Raw genomic sequence first — 17,715 nt, forward strand, 5'->3', positions numbered from 1 at the left:
AGATGGAAAAATTACCAATCCTTCCGTTGCGAGGAGTCGTCGTATATCCGCTCATCGGTGTGACAATCGATGTCGGACGCCCGTTATCACTTCGGGCGCTCCTTGCTGCAAAGGAGCATGAAACGGATTTAATTGTCGTCACTCAAAAAGAGACCGGGAACGAGTCACCAGAACCGGAAGACTTGTACACGATTGGAACACGTGTCCATATCGCCAAGATGAGCGAATTGTCGAACGAGACGATTCGGGTTCGCATTGTTGGGAAAGAGCGTGTCCGCGTCGACTCGGTCGAATCGACGGATGAAGGCTGGTTCGCTAACGTCGAACCACTCGAGCTTGCTGAAGGGGAAGAGGTCGAGCGTACGGCGCTCGTCCGTCTGTTGAAAGAGCAGTTCGGTAAACTTGTCGCGAACATTAAAGGTATGTCCCCGGACGAACGTCGTCGTTTCGAGATGTATGAGCGACTTGAGTCGCTCACGGACTATATCACGTCGAAACTTGATGTCGATGTCGAACTTCGCCAAGCGATGCTCGAAGAAGCAGATGCGGTCAAACGAGGGCTTGAACTGCTTGAAATCATCGCACACGAGGTGGAAGTGATCGAACTCGAGCAAGAGATGCGCGAACGGACGAAGAAGTCGATTGAGCAGTCACAGCGCGAGTACTACTTACGGGAACAGATGAAGACGATTCAACAAGAGCTCGGTGACCAGACACAAGAGTCTGAGCCGAATCGCCTCCGCGAGAAGTTAGAAGCGCTCGACTTGCCAGAGACGACTCGGAAGAACGTCATGCGTGAAGCAGAGCGATTGAACGTCGTCCCACAAACGTCGCCGGAGTATGCGGTCATCCGTAACTATCTCGACTGGGTCGCATCCCTTCCATGGGGCATCGAGACGGAAGACAAGCTCGATGTGAAACATGCGGCAGACGTCCTCGACGATGACCATTACGGTTTAGAGTCAGTAAAAGACCGAATCCTCGAATACTTGGCCGTTCGTCAGTTGACGAACTCGCTTCGTGGACCAATCCTTTGTCTCGCCGGACCTCCAGGGGTCGGGAAGACGTCGCTCGCCCGTTCTATCGCGTCGGCGCTTGAACGTCACTTCGTTCGTGTTTCACTCGGTGGGGTACGCGATGAGGCAGAAATCCGTGGTCACCGCCGGACGTATATCGGCGCGATGCCAGGACGTGTCATCCGCGGATTGAAGCAAGCGGAAAGCAAGAACCCGGTCTTCTTACTCGATGAAATCGACAAGATGGCTTCTGACTTCAGAGGAGACCCGGCGTCGGCGATGCTCGAAGTACTCGACCCAGAGCAAAACGTATCGTTCTCGGACCACTACATCGAAGAACCGTTCGATTTGTCGAACGTCCTCTTCATTGCGACAGCGAACGATGTCTCACAAATTCCGGCACCGCTTCTTGACCGGATGGAACTCATTCAAATCGGCGGGTATACGGAGCTCGAAAAAGTCGAAATCGCGAAGCGCCACTTAGTGCCGAAACAGTTGAAAGAGCACGGATTGAAGAAGAGTCAATTGACAATCAAAGAAGATGCGCTCTATGAAGTCGTACGCCGCTACACACGTGAAGCGGGTGTCCGGAACTTAGAACGCGTCATCGGTTCGCTCTGCCGTAAAGCAGCGAAACAAATCGCGATTGGTGAGAAGAAACGGGTCACGATTTCGAAGAAAGCCATCAGCACGTATCTCGGAAAACCGAAGTATCGTTACGGAAAAGGGGAGACCGAGGATTCAATCGGTGCAGTGACAGGTCTTGCCTACACGGCGTTCGGTGGAGACACGCTCACAATCGAAGTGGCGCTCGCGCCAGGGAAAGGCAAACTTCAGTTGACGGGTAAACTCGGTGACGTGATGCAGGAGTCTGCACAGACGGCATATAGCTATGTCCGCGCGAATGCGGAGCGATTCGGGATTGACCCGACGTTCTATGAGCGACAAGACATCCACATCCACGTTCCGGAAGGGGCCGTACCGAAAGATGGACCATCGGCCGGGATCACGATTGCGACAGCACTCATTTCCGCGTTGACCGGGAAGAAAGTCCATCGCGATGTCGGGATGACGGGGGAAATCACACTTCGTGGACGCGTTTTACCAATCGGTGGATTGAAAGAAAAAGCGCTCGCTGCTCATCGGGCCGGGTTGACGACCATCGTCATTCCGAAAGATAATGAGCGAGACATCGATGACATTCAAGAAACGGTACGTGAGAAACTGACGTTCGTTCCCGTGACGACACTCGATGAAGTACTAGATGTAGCATTTGGAGGAAATTAAATGAAGATCAACAAAGCAGAATTCGTGACGAGTGCCGTCGCGCCAGACCATTATCCGGTCCATGAGTTGCCGGAAGTGGCGCTTGCCGGACGGTCGAACGTCGGGAAGTCGTCGTTCATCAATAAGATTTGCCAACGGAAGGCGCTCGCACGGACGTCTTCGAAACCAGGAAAGACTCAGACCCTCAACTTCTTTAACATCAATGATGAAATCATGTTCGTTGACGTTCCAGGATACGGTTACGCGAAAGTATCGAAGACGGAACGTGAGAAGTGGGGCGTCATGATGGAGCAATATTTGACGAGCCAAGAGGCGCTTCGTGGCGTCGTCTTACTCGTCGATATCCGTCATGAACCGACGGGTGACGATGTGACGATGTACAACTTCTTGAAGCACTATGACATTCCTGTCATCGTCGTAGCGACGAAGCTCGATAAGATCAAGAAGAGCCAGCGTCAAAAGCACGAGGCAGCGGTAAAACGTAAGCTTCAGTTCGATCCATCTGACCGTTTCGTCGCTTTCTCAGCCGAAACAGCAGAAGGAAAAGACGATGCGTGGAAAGCAATTTATGCACTCATCACGGAAGGTGAATGAAGTATGGGCGAAGGGATTCCTTCGCCTTTTTGTTTTTCTCATCCCGCAAGCGGGTAATTATCGTATAATCATAGTTAGTACATAGTCATAATCGTAAACGAGGTGGAGAAATGCAGCGCATGTTTGAAAACAAATGGTACCGCGCCCTCTTTTGGACGCTGACCATCTTTTTAGTCATTTGGGTTGGAACACAGATTTCGTTCGTGTTTGAACCGGTTCAAGTCATTTTGGCACTCGTCACGGTCCCACTCATTGTGGCCGGGCTCTTCTTCTATTTCTTGGTCGGCATCGTCGACTTTTTAGAAAAACGGTTGAAAGGGAAACGTGCACTTGCGGTCGCGATGACATTGATCGGTCTCGTGCTCATCTTTACCATTGTCTTCAGTATTCTCGGACCGGTACTTGCTGAACAAGTCACGTCGCTCATCAATGCGATGCCAAGTATCGCAAAAGAGCTTCAACAACAGGCGTTCGCTGTCCGTGACACGTTGCTCCAAAATGAGTTCTTGTCACGCTTCATGGCGCAAAATGATGAGATGTTCCGCAATTTGACGACGAACATCACGTCGTATTTAGGAGATTTGTTCGGAAACATCGCGTCGTCATTCGGGCAAGTCGTCGGATTCGTGACGTCAGCGGTCATCACAATCGTCGTCATCCCATTCATGCTTCTTTACATGTTGCTTGACGGGAAGCGTCTGCCGGACGCTATCGTCAAACTCTTGCCTTCGAGCTATGAGAAAGAGACACGCCACATCTTGCATGACATGCATGAGACGGTGCGAAGCTATGTCAACGCTCAACTTCTCGTCGCGTTCTTCGTCGGGATCACGTCACTCATCGGTCTTTGGATCGTCGGTGTGGATTATGCTATCTTGCTTGCGCTCTTCATGATGGTGACGAACATCATCCCTTACGTCGGACCGTTCTTAGGTGCCGTACCGGCTGTCATCGTGGCGTTCATTCAAGATCCAATCAAAGTCATCTGGGTCATCGTCGTCATCATTATCGTGCAACAGATCGAATCAAACGTTATCTCACCGCTCATTCAAGGGAAGTCCTTGAAAGTCCACCCGCTTACGATCATCATCGTCTTGCTCGTGGCTGGGAATTTGGCCGGGATCATCGGGATGCTCATCGCCGTACCGTTCTATGCGGTCGCCAAAACGGTTGTCCAAAATATCGTTCGCATCTATAAATTACGTGAGCGCGAACAATATTTAGACAAAGAAGATACAGAAAGTTCGATTATCACGGATCCGAATTCACCAAATTCATAAGAATAAGGGTAGAAATGGGGTTTCGCCATTTCTACTTCTTTTTGTCACAAAAAGTTCTTATTTTATTTCAGGAAAATCAAACAGAAGATTATAGTTACCAGATAAGAACTGTTATAATGTACGGTAGAGATTGAAAAAAAGAAGAGACAACCGTCGGTGGATTTTAGATGAGGGGAAGAGATACATGCATATTGTCGTCGTTGGACTAAATAACAAGACAGCCCCTGTCGCGATTCGGGAGCAGTTCTCGTTTGGGGAGCAAGAAATCGTGGATGCGATGATTGCACTTCGCGAAGAGAAGAGCATTTTCGAGTCGGTTATTTTGTCTACGTGTAACCGGACGGAGCTGTACGTCGTGACAGATCAACTCCATACTGGACGTTATTACACGAAACGTTTCTTGGCGAACTGGTTCAACCTAGAGATGGAGCAGTTCACACCATACTTGTCGATTCGAGAAGGGGAAGAGGCGATTCGTCACTTATTCCGTGTCACATCGGGCCTCGACTCGATGATCATCGGGGAAACACAAATTTTAGGTCAGGTGAAGACGAGTTTTTTCCGTGCCCAAGAGCATGGAACGACAGGAACGGTCTTCAACAAATTATTTAAAGAAGCGGTCACACTCGCCAAGCGCGCCCATACGGACACGCAAATTGGGGAAATGTCTGTATCGGTCAGCTCGGCCGCCGTGACGCTCGCGCAAGAAATGTACCAACAGCTCGAAGATAAGCAAGTCGTCGTCGTCGGGGCCGGAGAGACCGGTGAATTGACGACACTCAACTTGTTCGAGGCTGGTGCCAAACAGATCGCCGTCTTCAACCGGACGGAGAGCAAAGCGAAAGCAGTAGCGGATAAGTTCAAAGGTCGAGCCCATTCGATTCGTGAAATCGCATGTGGTTTACTCGATGCGGATATTTTGATCAGTTCGACCGGAGCGAAAGACGCCGTCATCGGATATGACGATGTAGCAGCTGCACAATTGTTGCGCCGTGAACGTCCACTTCTTCTTATTGACATTGCTGTGCCGCGAGATATCGATCCAGCGGTCGCGACACTTCCAGGTGTTCATTTGTTCGATGTCGATGATTTGAATGGAATCGTCAACAAGAATCTCGAAGCTCGTCTCGTCGAGGCCGAGAAGATTGAGATGAAGATCGATGAAGCGATTCAAGAGTTCCAAACATGGCTCGTCACGCTCGGTGTCGTACCGATTATGAACGAGTTACGTGCCCGTGCCCTTGATATTCAAGAAGACACGATGACGAGTCTAGAGCGCAAGCTCGACCACTTGTCAGCGCGCGACAAGAAAGTCATCGGGAAGCACATGAAGTCGATTATCAATCAAATGCTTCGTGACCCGATTGACTACATTAAAGATGCAGCGGCACAGCCGGACGCGAACGTTCGAATCGCCCAGTTTGTCGAGACGTTCGGACTCGATGTCGAGTTACCAGAACAACCGGTAGACGAAGTGGAAGAAACAGATGCCACTTCTGCGAAAGCACCACTTCGCGCATTGATGCGCTAACAAGATATAAAAGGCGACGTGTGTCGCCTTTTTCTATGAAGGAGAGACTCAACATGCGAAAAATCATCGTCGGCTCACGCCGTTCTCAACTCGCCATGACTCAAACGAAATGGGTCATCGAGCAATTGAAACAAGCCGGAGCACAAAACGAGTTCGAGATTAAAGAAATCGTGACGAAAGGGGATCAAATCGTCGACGTACAATTGTCGAAAGTCGGCGGAAAAGGTCTATTCGTCAAAGAGATTCAACAACAGATGCTCGACGGGGACATCGACCTCGCCGTCCACAGCATGAAGGACGTTCCAGCCGAACTTCCGGAAGAACTTTATATCAGCTGCATGCCGAAACGTGTCGACGCGCGTGACGTCCTTATCTGTGAGAACGGCTACACGTTCGAGACGCTTCCGAAAGGTTCGATCGTCGGAACGAGCTCCCTCCGTCGTGGGGCACAGATTTTAGCGGCACGTCCTGACCTTGAGATTCAATGGATCCGCGGAAACATCGACACGCGTTTGAAGAAGTTGGATTCGGAGAACTACAACGCCATCTTGCTCGCGAAAGCCGGGCTCGAACGGATGGGTTGGACGGACCGTGTCGACTTCGAAGCGCTTGACCCGGACGTCATGGTACCTGCTGTCGGACAAGGCGTACTCGCGATCGAGAGCCGTAAAGACGATGCAGAGGTAACGGCAGTGCTTCAATTGTTACACGATGACGTGACGGCAAAAGCCGCGACAGCGGAACGGACTTTCTTAAAAGCCATCGAAGGCAGCTGTCACGTCCCAGTCGGCGGTTACGCAACGGTCGACGGTGACGAAGTGACGCTCACGGGCCTCATCGCGTCAGTGGACGGGAAAGAAGTGCTCCGCGTGACGAAAACGTCAACGGACGGAGTCGCACTCGGAATGGACGTCGCAGAAGAATTGCTCGGACGTGGCGGGCGTGAAATCCTCGCCTCGGTCAATGAGTGACGTCTGGTACACGGGAACGAAACGAATGACCGCTTCGCAACGGGCGCTGCTCGAGGCGAGCGGTCTTTCCGTTCATCATGTCCCGCTCATTCAGACGAGAGAGACGCACGTCCCACCACCCGTGGAACGATTCGACTGGCTCGTCGTCACGAGCCAGAACGCGGTGCCCGCGCTTCGAAATCTGACGCGTGATGTCAAGGTCGCTGCTGTCGGTGAGAAGACGAAGCGGGCGCTTGAAGCGGAAGGGTTTACCGTCTCGCTCATGCCAGAGACGTATACGGGTGAGGCACTCTTTGAGCAGTTACGCGATGTCGTTTCCGCCGATGAGGTCGTCTTGTTCGCGCGTGGCAATTTAGCGAACACGAAGCACATGACGATGCTCTCTCACGTGCAGGACTGGGTCGTCTATGAGACGATTCCGGTGCCACTGACACCGGCGCAACAGCAACAACTCGAGACCGTGAAGGCACTGCTCGTCTTGAGCCCATCGGCCGTCGAGGCGCTCACACCGCACTTGTCCCGCTTCACCGGGACGTGGTACGCCATCGGCGAAGTGACCGAACGTGCCGTCCGACAAGTGTCGACGTTACCGGTACGAGTGCCAGAATGTTATACTATGGATGCATTAATACAGTGTGTAGGGGAGGATTTTTCATGAACCAGTTTGACCGTCACCGTCGTCTTCGCTCATCGAAGTCGATGCGTGCCCTCGTACGTGAAAATCATGTTCGGAAAGAAGATTTGATTTACCCACTCTTCATCATTGAAGGGACTAACATTAAACGTGAAGTCAGCTCGATGCCTGGCGTCTTTAATTATTCACTTGACCGACTCGAAGAAGAGATCAAAGAAATCGTCGACCTCGGTCTCCAATCTGTGCTCTTGTTCGGAGTGCCGGAACATAAAGACCCGGAAGGCAGTGAAGCGTATCACGACCACGGCATCGTCCAAGAAGCGATCCGTAAAGTAAAAGAGTGGGCGCCACAGCTCACGGTCATCGCCGATACGTGCCTGTGTGAATACACGTCTACAGGTCACTGTGGCCTCGTGAAGGATGGGGACGTCGATAACGACGCATCGCTTCCACTTCACGTCCAGACGGCGATCACGCAAGCACAAGCGGGTGCCGATATCATTGCGCCGAGCTCGATGATGGACGGATTCGTCGCAGCCATCCGTGAAGGTCTCGACCAAAACGGATTCAGCCATATTCCGATCATGAGCTATGGCGTGAAATATGCGTCGGCGTATTACGGACCGTTCCGTGACGCTGCCCAATCGGCTCCTGGTGAAGGCGACCGTAAAGGTTATCAGATGGACCCGGCGAACCGTCGTGAGGCGTTCCGCGAGTCACAATCGGACGTCGAACAAGGTGCCGACTTCATGATTGTCAAACCGGCTCTCGCGTTCATGGACATCATCCGTGATATGCGCGACTCACTCGATATGCCAATCGTGGCGTATAACGTGAGCGGAGAGTACGCGATGATCAAAGCCGCATCACTCAACGACTGGGTCGATGAAGAACGCATCGTCATGGAGACGATGGTCGGATTCAAACGTGCCGGTGCAGATCTCATCGTCACGTATTTCGCAAAAGACGTCTGTCGCTATTTGGAAGGAGACTACGCATGACATACAACCAAACGCGCTCACAAGAAGCGTTCGAACAAGCCCGCCCACTCATGCCAGGCGGTGTCAACAGTCCGGTCCGTGCCTACAAATCGGTCGGTATGACGCCAATCTTCGCCGAACGCGGTGAAGGTTCACGCGTCTATGACATCGATGGCAACGAGTATATCGATTACGTCCTCTCATGGGGACCACTCATCCTCGGTCACCGTGATCCTGTCGTCACGAAAGCGATTCAAGAGCAAGCTGAAAAAGGCTGGACGTTCGGAACGCCGACCGAGCTTGAGACGAAGATGGCAGAACTCGTCATCGACCGCGTCCCATCAATCGAGATGGTTCGTATGGTCAACTCGGGTACGGAAGCGACGATGGCGGCACTTCGCCTCGCACGCGGCTATACAGGGAAGACGAAGATTTTGAAGTTCGAAGGATGCTACCACGGACACGGCGACTCGCTTCTCATTAAAGCCGGTTCGGGTGTCGCAACACTCGGTCTTCCGGACTCACCAGGTGTACCGAAAGAACTCGCAAGCCACACGCTCACCGTTCCTTACAACGACTTGGACGCAGTCCGCGTCGCGTTTGAGAAATACGGCGACGATCTCGCTGGTGTCATCGTCGAACCAGCGGCTGGAAACATGGGCTTCGTACCACCACAACCAGGATTCCTCGAAGGACTCCGTGAAATCACGGAACAAAATGGCGCGCTTCTCATCTTTGATGAGGTCATGACGGGCTTCCGTGTCGGGTACAACTGTGCACAAGGATACTTCGGTGTCACACCGGACCTCACATGTCTCGGTAAGGTCATCGGCGGTGGACTTCCGGTCGGTGCTTACGGCGGGAAACGCGAAATCATGGAACAGATTGCGCCGCAAGGTCCAATCTATCAAGCGGGTACGCTCTCAGGTAACCCACTCGCGATGATTGCTGGTTACACGACACTCTCGCAACTAAAACCGGAGCACTATGCGGAGTTCGAGCGTAAAGCAGACCGTCTCGCGGAAGGTTTCACGCAGGCTGGTGAGAAATACAACATCCCGCACGACACGAACCGTGCCGGCTCGATGTTTGGTTTCTTCTTCACGAACGAGAAAGTGACGAACTTCGAGAAAGCGAAATCGGCGAATCTCGAGATGTTCCGTTCGTACTATCAGAAGATGGCAGCGCGCGGCGTATTCTTGCCACCGTCACAGTTCGAAGGATTGTTCCTCTCGACGGCGCATACGGATGAGGATATCGAGAAGACGATTGCAGCGGTCGAGGCGACGTTTAAAGAGCTTCAAGAAGAGTTTTCACTCTAATCTTGACTGCTGACGTTTCTGTCGCTACAATTATTTAACAGATACGATGAAAAGCATTGATGAGGAGTAGTACGCATCATCCATTCCTTTTTAGAGACGCGACCGCTTGGTGAAAGGTTGCGAGGGATGGACGCGGAAGTCGCCTCGGAGCTGACTTTCTGAATGGAGTAAGAAAGTTCGGTCCATCGACCGTTATTCGATTTTGAGTGCGCCACTTGTTGGCGAACTAAGGTGGTACCGCGGAAGATCACGGCTTCTTTCGTCCTTAGCGTATAGGACGAGAGAAGCCGTTTTTGTGTTCATTAAGATATAGAGGAGGCGCCACATATGGCCCATGAGACAAACGAAATCACCATGCCGACGAAGTACGACCCAAGTGCGACGGAGTCAAAATGGTACGACTACTGGTTAGAAAACGATGTATTTAAAGCAGATGAGGACGATTCGAAACAACCGTACACAATCGTCATCCCGCCACCGAACGTTACGGGGAAACTTCACCTCGGTCACGCTTGGGACACGACGCTCCAAGACTTGTTGACACGCCTCAAGCGCATGCAAGGTTATGACGTGCTCTGGCTCCCAGGGATGGACCATGCCGGCATTGCGACACAAGCGAAAGTTGAACAAAAGCTCCGTGAAGAAGGCGTCATGCGTTACGACCTCGGACGTGAGAAATTCCTCGAGAAGACGTGGGAATGGAAAGACGAGTACGCGAAGACGATTCGCGACCAATGGTCTAAACTCGGTCTTGGCCTCGACTATTCACGTGAACGCTTCACACTCGACGAAGGGCTCTCAAAAGCCGTTCAAGAAGTATTCGTTCGCTTGTATGAAAAAGGCTTGATTTACCGTGGCGAATATATCGTCAACTGGGACCCGGCTCAAAAGACAGCCGTTTCGGATATCGAGGTTATTTACCAAGAAGTCGAGGGTGCGTTCTATCACATGAAGTATCCACTCGCTGACGGCTCAGGTCACATCGAAATCGCGACGACACGTCCTGAGACGATGCTCGGGGATACGGCGGTTGCCGTCAACCCGAAAGATGAGCGTTACACACACCTCATCGGTAAGACGATCATGCTTCCGGTCATGAACCGTGAGATCCCAATCGTTGCGGACGACTACGTCGACATGGAGTTCGGTACAGGTTGCGTGAAAATCACGCCAGCCCACGACCCGAACGACTTTGAAATCGGTAACCGTCACGAACTTCCACGTATCCTCGTCATGGACGAAGGCGGAAAGATGAATGAGAACGCTGGCAAGTACGAAGGGCTTGACCGCTTCGAATGCCGCAAGCAACTCGTCAAAGACTTAGAGGCGGACGGCACACTCGTGAAGATTGAGCCGCACACGCACTCGGTCGGTCACTCAGAGCGTTCAGGCGCAGTCATCGAGCCATACCTTTCGAAACAATGGTTCGTTGATATGGAGCCACTCTCAAAAGCGGCACTCGAAGCACAAGGAAACGACGACACGAAAGTCAACTTCGTCCCAGAACGCTTCGAAGGCACATACCTCCGTTGGATGGAGAACATCCGCGACTGGTGTATCAGCCGTCAACTTTGGTGGGGCCACCGCATCCCAGCTTGGTATCATAACGAGACGGGTGAAGTGTATGTAGGAAAAGAAGCACCAGCGGACAGTGAGAACTGGACACAAGACGAAGACGTCCTCGACACATGGTTCTCGTCAGCGCTTTGGCCGTTCTCAACGATGGGCTGGCCGGATACGGACGCATCGGACTTCAACCGTTACTTCCCGACGAGCGCACTCGTTACGGGATACGACATCATCTTCTTCTGGGTATCGCGCATGATCTTCCAATCACTCGAGTTCACAGGGAAACAACCGTTCAACGATGTTCTCATCCATGGTCTCATCCGTGACTCGGAAGGACGCAAGATGTCGAAATCACTCGGTAACGGCGTTGACCCTATGGAAGTCATCGACCAGTACGGAGCGGATTCACTCCGTTGGTTCCTCCTCACAGGTTCGACACCAGGGAACGACCTTCGTTTCTATTGGGAGAAGATCGAGTCGACATGGAATTTCTCGAACAAGATTTGGAACGCGAGCCGTTTCGCTCTCATGAACATGGATGGACTCAAAGTGGAAGAGATCGACCTCACGGGCGAGAAGACGCTTGCTGACAAGTGGATCTTGACACGCTTGAACGATACGATCGACCAAGTGACACGCCTCGTCGACAAGTACGAGTTCGGTGAAGCTGGCCGTTACCTGTACAACTTCATCTGGGAAGAGTTCTGTAACTGGTACATCGAGATGGCGAAACTCACGCTCTATGGTGAGGACGAAGCAGCGAAGCACACGACACGTTCGGTCCTCGCGCATACGCTTGATTCGATCATGCGTCTCATGCACCCGTTCATGCCGTTCCTTACAGAAGAAATTTGGCAGCACTTGCCGCACGAAGGCGATTCAATCGTTCGTGCAAGCTACCCGACGCGTCGTGACGACCTTCACTTCGCCGATTCGGTTCCAGCGTTTGAAGCTGTGATGAACGTCATCCGCTCGGTTCGTAACATCCGTGCCGAAGTGAACGCACCGATGTCGAAACCAATCCAGCTCTTCATCTCGACGAGCGACGATGCGACACAAGGTTACTTGAGCGCGAACGAAATGACGATCGGCAAGTTCACGAACGCGACAGAGCTTGAAATCGGACGTGGCCTCACGGCTCCGGATAAGTCGATGTCAGCGATCATGACAGGAGCGGAGCTCTTCATCCCGCTCGCAGACCTCATCAACTTCGAAGAAGAAATCGCGCGTCTTGAAAAAGAAGTAGCGAAGTATGAGAAAGAAGTCGAGCGCGTACAGAAGAAACTCGGAAACCAAGGTTTCATCGCCAAGGCACCGGCTCACGTCATCGACGAAGAGAAAGCAAAAGAAAAAGACTACCTCGACAAGCGTGACGCGGTCCGCGCCCGTTTGGAAGAGTTGCGTAAGTAAGACATGGACCTTCTTTGGAGATTAATTCTCTGAAGAAGGTTTTTTTGTGTTTTGGTAGAATTTGGAGAGATAGATGTAGAAAAGGGGATACAAGATGAAACGAATCGGGGTATTAGGTGTTCTATTATTATGTTTGACCGGGTGTTCGCCCCCGGAAAAGGCGGAGTCGGTCGAAACAGATATAGAGAAAATTGAAACGAGTGAAGGGTCCCAAGCACCCACGAGTGAATGGGTGGGCACGCTCATTGAAGACGTACCAAAAGGGACCGAATCGTTGGCAGATGCGGTAGTTCATCAAATCACGCTTCAATATAAAGATGGATCGGAAGATCACCTTTCCACAAAGGATGTCATCTATGAGGCGACAGTTGGAGACATTGGATTGATTGCGATGGCTCATCCAAACCAAACGCCTTCTTTCGGCGTCTATCACTATTCATGGGACGGGGAATGGGTCATGCATGGGATGAAGCATTTTGGGATCACTGATGCTTCCGAAAAAAGAAGCCACGGTTTGGTGCTTCCTCAAGATTTGATGTATACGATTGATAGTGAAATCGATGACGTAGAACGACCGGTAAAACTGTGGTCGTTCTATGATGAGTCGCAACTGGTCACCATTTTGATGACTGATGCATTCAGTGTAGGCGACGGTGAGCGAATCAATCGTCAGGCGGATGGAGTGGAGTATTATCGATTGAATCAGCCGAGCGGCAATGGAATCTACTTCATCAGTCAAGACAAACTAATTCTCGTGACGGGAAACATCTTGGAAGAAGAACTGTTGACACTAGCTGATTCTTTACCGGAACCTTCATCTGTGTCGTTTCCTTTTGATGATGCAGAATAAAGATTCTTCATGTACAAAAGAGATGTTGGATCGATGCTTTGGAGAAAGTAAACATTAGGAATCATTGTAGAGGGGATATGAAATGAAACGAATCGGGGTAATCTGTGTTCTTGTGTTGGGACTAGCGGGATGTATGGCACCAAAAGAGACGAAGTTTGTGGAGACGGTTGAGGTGGAAAAAGTAGAGCAAGTGGAAGGAATCGATGAATCACAATTTCCCAACGCAGAAGTGACAGGGACGATGATTGCCGAAGTACCACCAGGGACAGAAACGGTCTCGGACGCGGTCGTGGCACAAATCACTCTTCAATATGAAGATGGCTCAACAAAACAGTTGTCGAAGGATCACATTTTAACGGAGACGATGGTCGGAGGAATCGGTTTAGTTGCGATGACCGTCCCTGACCGTGCGAACCCGTTTGGCGTATTCATTCATGATGAAAAGAAGGGATGGGCGCAACGCGGGATGCAACGCTTCGGGGTACCCGATACGTCCAGTGCGTCTACTCAGGGATTAAATCTTCCAGTCAAAGAGATGGAAGTCATCAGCTCTGACTATTCAGTTAACGATTGGCCGGTGAAGCTTTGGACGTTATACGATGAGACACACCTCATCAGTATCATTGAGACGGACGATTTCACTGAAATCGAAGGAGAGATGTCGGATCAGCCAAAACCATACATACTGGAGCAAGCATATGGGAACGGCTTATATTACTTATCTCAAGGTAAGCTGATCATCGTAACGGGAAATATCTCGGAAGAAGAGTTGTTGACACTAGCTGATTCTTTACCGGAACCTTCATCAGGATCGTTTCCTTTTCGGGATTCAGAATAATATCAAGGTCCGAGCGTCAAGAGCGACGTTCGGGCCTTGTTTGTACGAGCCACCAGACGATGATTCCAATCACCAATAACATCGGGAGTTGAGTATACAGTGGGGTCGTGAAACCGATTCGAAACAGGTGGACGATATACGTGGAATATAGAGTCACACCAATAACTAAGAATGCGATATAGATATGTCTCATGCCTCTTCTTCTTCACTCCAAAACGGCACACGGCCTGTTGTGATGTAGTATGAAGAAGTGAAAAGAAGACCGATTGCCACACCGGTCAACTCTGGCTGAATCGGTTGACCGACTAAAGTTAAATATAGACTATACACGACATATGATGCTGAAGCGGTGATGAGGATCATCAATGGGATCAGTTTTTTCATTTTGTGTCACTCCATTCCGACTCATTCAGATGTTTCATGTACTGGACGAACGACACGCTCAAGAAAAAGACGGGCATCGCCCAGACGATATTGCTTAAGTATGGGGCTTGCCAAAGTTCGAGTGCGAGTAAACAGGCAAATCCTAATGAGACGAGTGAGGTGAGTAAGCGCATATATAAGTACCTCCATTTTGTAATACCTTATCCTACGTTAGAAGATTGGAAAATGATTCAAAAAAAACCATCTCGCGAATGCGAAATGGTTCATGTGCCACAAAACGTTTGGTACGGATACGTCCGAGTTGGACCTGCCGATACGTACTCGGACGGTTGGTCGTAGTTATAAGGGTCACGCAAAATCGTGAGTAGCGCCTCGGTCGGTCCGAAGTCGCCTCGTTCTGCTGCTTGGATTGCTTTCTCGACGTGATGATTACGTGGAATGACGGCCGGGTTGTATTGGCGCATGATTCGACGCACATCTTCATCAGGGAGGCCTTGTTCGCTCAGGCGTTTTCGCCAAGCATCAATCCATGACTTCCCGTCTTCCCGAGTTGCGAATGGGAGCGAATCGATCTCACCGAGCGTCAACGAGCGGAACGTATTCGTATAATCTGCTTCTGTCTCCATCATTAAGCGGAGCAGTTCATCGGTGAGTGCATCGTCACCGTCTTTTCGGACGTATATGCCGATCTTATGCGCGAGTCCGGTAAAGTAGGCTTCTTTATATAGCTCCGTATAGCGGGTGAGCTGTTTGTTCGCCACATCGACTGCTTCTTCTTTCGTCTCCCCAAGGAGCGGCAGCAATGTCTCCGCGAGTCGGGCAAGGTTCCAAGACCCGATGTACGGTTGATTTCCGTAAGCGTATCGTCCTTCCCGGTCGATCGAACTGAAGACCGTCTCCGGATGATACGTATCCATGAACGCACACGGTCCGTAATCGAGACCTTCTCCACTGATGAACATATTGTCCGTATTCATCACGCCGTGAATGAACCCGACGAGTTGCCAGTTAGCGATGAGTCTCGCCTGTCTTTCGACGACGCGTCCGAGGAACTGTTCGTAGCGATCGGGTGCATCGATGAGGTGTGGGTCGTGACGTTTGATCGCAAATTCCGCGAGCGCGATGACGTCATCGATGGAGCCGGCACCTGCCGCGAATTGGAACGTCCCGACACGCAAGTGACTCGAGGCGACCCGGGTCAGGATGGCTCCGTGCTTTGGACCTTGACGCATGATGGCTTCTCCAGTCTGAATGACAGCGAGTGCACGGTTCGTCGGGATGCCGAGAGCATGCATCGCCTCGCTGATGATGAACTCTCGTACCATGGGACCGAGTGCGGCCCGACCGTCACCACCTCTCGAGTATTCCGTCGGTCCGGAACCTTTGAGCTGTACATCGACACGCTTCCCGTCTTGAGTCACGTGTTCCCCGAGCATGAGGGCCCGTCCGTCTCCGAGCATCGTCAAGTTGCCGAATTGATGTCCGGCGTAGGCTTGCGAGAACGACGTCTCGGTTTGACGATTGCCGGCAAGTAATTCGATGTCTTGTTTAAGTGTTTGTGCATTAAGCCCGAGCGAAGCGGCTAATGTATCGTTAAACAAGACGAGTGTCGGATTGTCGACCGGATGGATGGGTCCACGGTCGTAAAAGATGTCACGTAGTTCGAGGTACGTCGCCTCGAAGTTCCAGTCAGTTGTCATGGCGCATGCCTCCTTCTTCGCTTCGAGTATAGCACAGACTGTTTTCCATAACGGCTGTCGTGAATTTTGATAAGATGAAACAGAAGTGTAAACAGTAGGAGTGTGGAAGATGAAGACGAGACAAGATGTATTCGATTGGTTGAGTGGACAGCTTCGCTTCGGGATCAAACCGGGTCTTGAGCGGATGAACTGGATGATTGAGCAGTTAGGATTAGAAGAACGTCCATCCATTCATGTGGCAGGGACAAACGGAAAAGGGTCGACCGTTGCATTTTTACGGGCGATGGCGATGGAGAATGGATTATCCGTCGGAACGTTCACGTCGCCTTATATCATTCAGTTCGAGGAACGGATTATGTTGAACGGGGAACCGATTCAAGAAGACGCGCTCGTCGACGTGGCAAATCGAGTCAAAACGTGTGCGGACACGGCACCGGAGACATTGACGGAATTTGAGCTCTTGACGATGATGGCCTGGTGCTATTTTGATGACACACGTCCTGATGTGATCATTTGGGAAGTCGGTCTCGGGGGACGACTGGACTCGACGAACGTGTTGACACATCCCCTTGCGACCGTCGTGACGTCGATTGGACATGACCATCAAGGAATTCTCGGCGATACGCTTGAAGAGATTGCGCTTGAGAAATTCGGCATCATGAAGCCCGATGTGCCGATGTTTCATAGTGTCGGTGAGGAAAAGTTGATTGAACTGTTGCTTCAAAAAGGAGAAGACGTAGGCGCTTCGATTCATGATGTACGAACACTTGTGACAGAAATCGAGGACGGGGCTGAGACGATTGTGACGTATGAAGGTATGACACCTGTCGTGCTCGGATTGACGGGCCATCATCAAGCCTATAACGGAGCATGTGCCGTAGCGGTAGCGCGTCATCTCGGCTGGGAAGAAGATGCGATTCGTTCTGGTCTTGAGAGGGCACAACATCCAGGTCGCTATGAACTCGTCTCCAAACGACCACGGGTGATTTTGGACGGGGCGCATAACCAGGAAGGCATCGAGGCGTTGGTTGTGCAAGCTAAACAAGAGACAGATGTGACCGTGCTGACGGCGATTTTAGCAGACAAGGACCGAGACACGATGATTCACGCGCTTCAAGAGATTGGCGACGTGTACGAGACGACGTTCGACTTTCCGCGTGCGAGAACGAGAGAGCAGCTTATAAAAGATGGGGCACGCTTCGTTGAATGGAAAGAATGGCTAAACGATTGGATGGAAGCGCCGACGAGTAAGACGTTGATTGTGACCGGCTCTCTTTATTTCATTAGTGAAGTAAGACGTTTCTTAAGCTAAAACACTTACCTGATGTCAAAGAAATAGATGTATATTT

At 51.2% G+C, this 17,715-nt stretch carries 16 protein-coding genes and 1 other annotated feature; of the genes, 12 read left to right on the plus strand and 4 right to left on the minus strand.

Annotation, left to right across the window (positions count from 1 at the left end; genetic code table 11):
* The first annotated feature begins 2 nt into the window (after positions 1–2).
* From lon to KNO75_RS01080, 11 genes are all read left to right on the plus strand, one after another.
* On the plus strand, positions 3–2,303 hold the full coding sequence (lon, locus tag KNO75_RS01030; protein ID WP_214749745.1) for an endopeptidase La: 2,301 nt from the start codon (positions 3–5) through the stop codon (positions 2,301–2,303).
* Entirely contained in the window at positions 2,304–2,897 is a 594-nt protein-coding gene (gene yihA / locus KNO75_RS01035; RefSeq protein ID WP_074032795.1) for a ribosome biogenesis GTP-binding protein YihA/YsxC, read from the plus strand. It abuts the gene before it with no gap.
* Positions 2,898–3,007: 110 nt separating this feature from the next.
* Entirely contained in the window at positions 3,008–4,177 is a 1,170-nt protein-coding gene (locus tag KNO75_RS01040) for an AI-2E family transporter (RefSeq protein WP_214819376.1), read from the plus strand.
* 184 nt (positions 4,178–4,361) lie between these two features.
* Entirely contained in the window at positions 4,362–5,708 is a 1,347-nt protein-coding gene (hemA, locus tag KNO75_RS01045; RefSeq protein WP_214794355.1) for a glutamyl-tRNA reductase, read from the plus strand.
* Between the two features lie 53 nt (positions 5,709–5,761).
* On the plus strand, positions 5,762–6,679 hold the full coding sequence (hemC, locus tag KNO75_RS01050; protein ID WP_214819378.1) for a hydroxymethylbilane synthase: 918 nt from the start codon (positions 5,762–5,764) through the stop codon (positions 6,677–6,679).
* 25 nt (positions 6,680–6,704) lie between these two features.
* Positions 6,705–7,337: a uroporphyrinogen-III synthase gene (locus KNO75_RS01055; protein WP_214819380.1), complete on the plus strand. Its 633-nt coding sequence runs from the start codon at positions 6,705–6,707 to the stop codon at positions 7,335–7,337.
* Complete coding sequence (gene hemB / locus KNO75_RS01060; protein WP_015881120.1) at positions 7,334–8,314, plus strand: porphobilinogen synthase; 981 nt, start codon at positions 7,334–7,336, stop codon at positions 8,312–8,314. Before KNO75_RS01055 ends, hemB begins: the two co-directional genes overlap by 4 nt.
* The gene (hemL, locus tag KNO75_RS01065) at positions 8,311–9,615 is read left to right on the plus strand and encodes a glutamate-1-semialdehyde 2,1-aminomutase (RefSeq protein WP_031421390.1); all 1,305 of its coding nucleotides are present in this window, start codon (positions 8,311–8,313) and stop codon (positions 9,613–9,615) included. Before hemB ends, hemL begins: the two co-directional genes overlap by 4 nt.
* Positions 9,616–9,662: 47 nt before the next feature.
* Positions 9,663–9,885: a binding site (T-box leader), on the plus strand.
* Positions 9,886–9,942: 57 nt separating this feature from the next.
* Entirely contained in the window at positions 9,943–12,594 is a 2,652-nt protein-coding gene (locus KNO75_RS01070) for a valine--tRNA ligase (RefSeq protein WP_214819382.1), read from the plus strand.
* 94 nt (positions 12,595–12,688) lie between these two features.
* Positions 12,689–13,444: a hypothetical protein gene (locus KNO75_RS01075; RefSeq protein ID WP_214819384.1), complete on the plus strand. Its 756-nt coding sequence runs from the start codon at positions 12,689–12,691 to the stop codon at positions 13,442–13,444.
* An 82-nt stretch (positions 13,445–13,526) separates the two neighbouring features.
* Complete coding sequence (locus KNO75_RS01080; protein WP_214819386.1) at positions 13,527–14,282, plus strand: hypothetical protein; 756 nt, start codon at positions 13,527–13,529, stop codon at positions 14,280–14,282.
* A 16-nt stretch (positions 14,283–14,298) separates the two neighbouring features.
* On the opposite strand, the gene KNO75_RS01085 is transcribed toward KNO75_RS01080, so the two are convergent.
* From KNO75_RS01085 to KNO75_RS01100, 4 genes are all read right to left on the minus strand, one after another.
* Positions 14,299–14,475, minus strand: a complete 177-nt coding sequence (locus KNO75_RS01085) for a hypothetical protein (protein WP_214819388.1) — start codon at positions 14,473–14,475, stop codon at positions 14,299–14,301.
* Entirely contained in the window at positions 14,472–14,666 is a 195-nt protein-coding gene (locus tag KNO75_RS01090; protein ID WP_214819390.1) for a hypothetical protein, read from the minus strand. Before KNO75_RS01090 ends, KNO75_RS01085 begins: the two co-directional genes overlap by 4 nt.
* Positions 14,663–14,839, minus strand: a complete 177-nt coding sequence (locus KNO75_RS01095) for a hypothetical protein (protein ID WP_158024788.1) — start codon at positions 14,837–14,839, stop codon at positions 14,663–14,665. Before KNO75_RS01095 ends, KNO75_RS01090 begins: the two co-directional genes overlap by 4 nt.
* Before the next feature lie 90 nt (positions 14,840–14,929).
* The gene (locus tag KNO75_RS01100; protein WP_214819393.1) at positions 14,930–16,366 is read right to left on the minus strand and encodes a protein adenylyltransferase SelO; all 1,437 of its coding nucleotides are present in this window, start codon (positions 16,364–16,366) and stop codon (positions 14,930–14,932) included.
* 109 nt (positions 16,367–16,475) lie between these two features.
* Here KNO75_RS01100 and KNO75_RS01105 point away from each other — a divergent pair, with 109 nt between their 5' ends.
* Positions 16,476–17,678 carry a bifunctional folylpolyglutamate synthase/dihydrofolate synthase gene (locus tag KNO75_RS01105; protein WP_214819395.1) on the plus strand — a complete coding sequence of 401 codons (1,203 nt, stop codon included), beginning with the start codon at positions 16,476–16,478 and terminating at the stop codon, positions 17,676–17,678.
* Positions 17,679–17,715 lie beyond the last annotated feature (37 nt).

Source organism: Exiguobacterium sp. s35 (assembly GCF_018617535.1).
Classification (GTDB): Bacteria; Bacillota; Bacilli; order Exiguobacteriales; family Exiguobacteriaceae; genus Exiguobacterium; species Exiguobacterium aestuarii.

Excerpts from the sequence above, each read along its gene's own strand:
- lon (WP_214749745.1), top strand. The coding sequence starts at position 3 with ATGGAAAAATTACCAATCCTTCCGTTGCGAGGAGTCGTCGTATATCCG.
- yihA (WP_074032795.1), top strand. The coding sequence starts at position 2,304 with ATGAAGATCAACAAAGCAGAATTCGTGACGAGTGCCGTCGCGCCAGAC.
- KNO75_RS01040 (WP_214819376.1), top strand. The coding sequence starts at position 3,008 with ATGCAGCGCATGTTTGAAAACAAATGGTACCGCGCCCTCTTTTGGACG.
- hemA (WP_214794355.1), top strand. The coding sequence starts at position 4,362 with ATGCATATTGTCGTCGTTGGACTAAATAACAAGACAGCCCCTGTCGCG.
- hemC (WP_214819378.1), top strand. The coding sequence starts at position 5,762 with ATGCGAAAAATCATCGTCGGCTCACGCCGTTCTCAACTCGCCATGACT.
- KNO75_RS01055 (WP_214819380.1), top strand. The coding sequence starts at position 6,705 with ATGACCGCTTCGCAACGGGCGCTGCTCGAGGCGAGCGGTCTTTCCGTT.
- hemB (WP_015881120.1), top strand. The coding sequence starts at position 7,334 with ATGAACCAGTTTGACCGTCACCGTCGTCTTCGCTCATCGAAGTCGATG.
- hemL (WP_031421390.1), top strand. The coding sequence starts at position 8,311 with ATGACATACAACCAAACGCGCTCACAAGAAGCGTTCGAACAAGCCCGC.
- KNO75_RS01070 (WP_214819382.1), top strand. The coding sequence starts at position 9,943 with ATGGCCCATGAGACAAACGAAATCACCATGCCGACGAAGTACGACCCA.
- KNO75_RS01075 (WP_214819384.1), top strand. The coding sequence starts at position 12,689 with ATGAAACGAATCGGGGTATTAGGTGTTCTATTATTATGTTTGACCGGG.
- KNO75_RS01080 (WP_214819386.1), top strand. The coding sequence starts at position 13,527 with ATGAAACGAATCGGGGTAATCTGTGTTCTTGTGTTGGGACTAGCGGGA.
- KNO75_RS01085 (WP_214819388.1), bottom strand. The coding sequence starts at position 14,475 with ATGAGACATATCTATATCGCATTCTTAGTTATTGGTGTGACTCTATAT.
- KNO75_RS01090 (WP_214819390.1), bottom strand. The coding sequence starts at position 14,666 with ATGAAAAAACTGATCCCATTGATGATCCTCATCACCGCTTCAGCATCA.
- KNO75_RS01095 (WP_158024788.1), bottom strand. The coding sequence starts at position 14,839 with ATGCGCTTACTCACCTCACTCGTCTCATTAGGATTTGCCTGTTTACTC.
- KNO75_RS01100 (WP_214819393.1), bottom strand. The coding sequence starts at position 16,366 with ATGACAACTGACTGGAACTTCGAGGCGACGTACCTCGAACTACGTGAC.
- KNO75_RS01105 (WP_214819395.1), top strand. The coding sequence starts at position 16,476 with ATGAAGACGAGACAAGATGTATTCGATTGGTTGAGTGGACAGCTTCGC.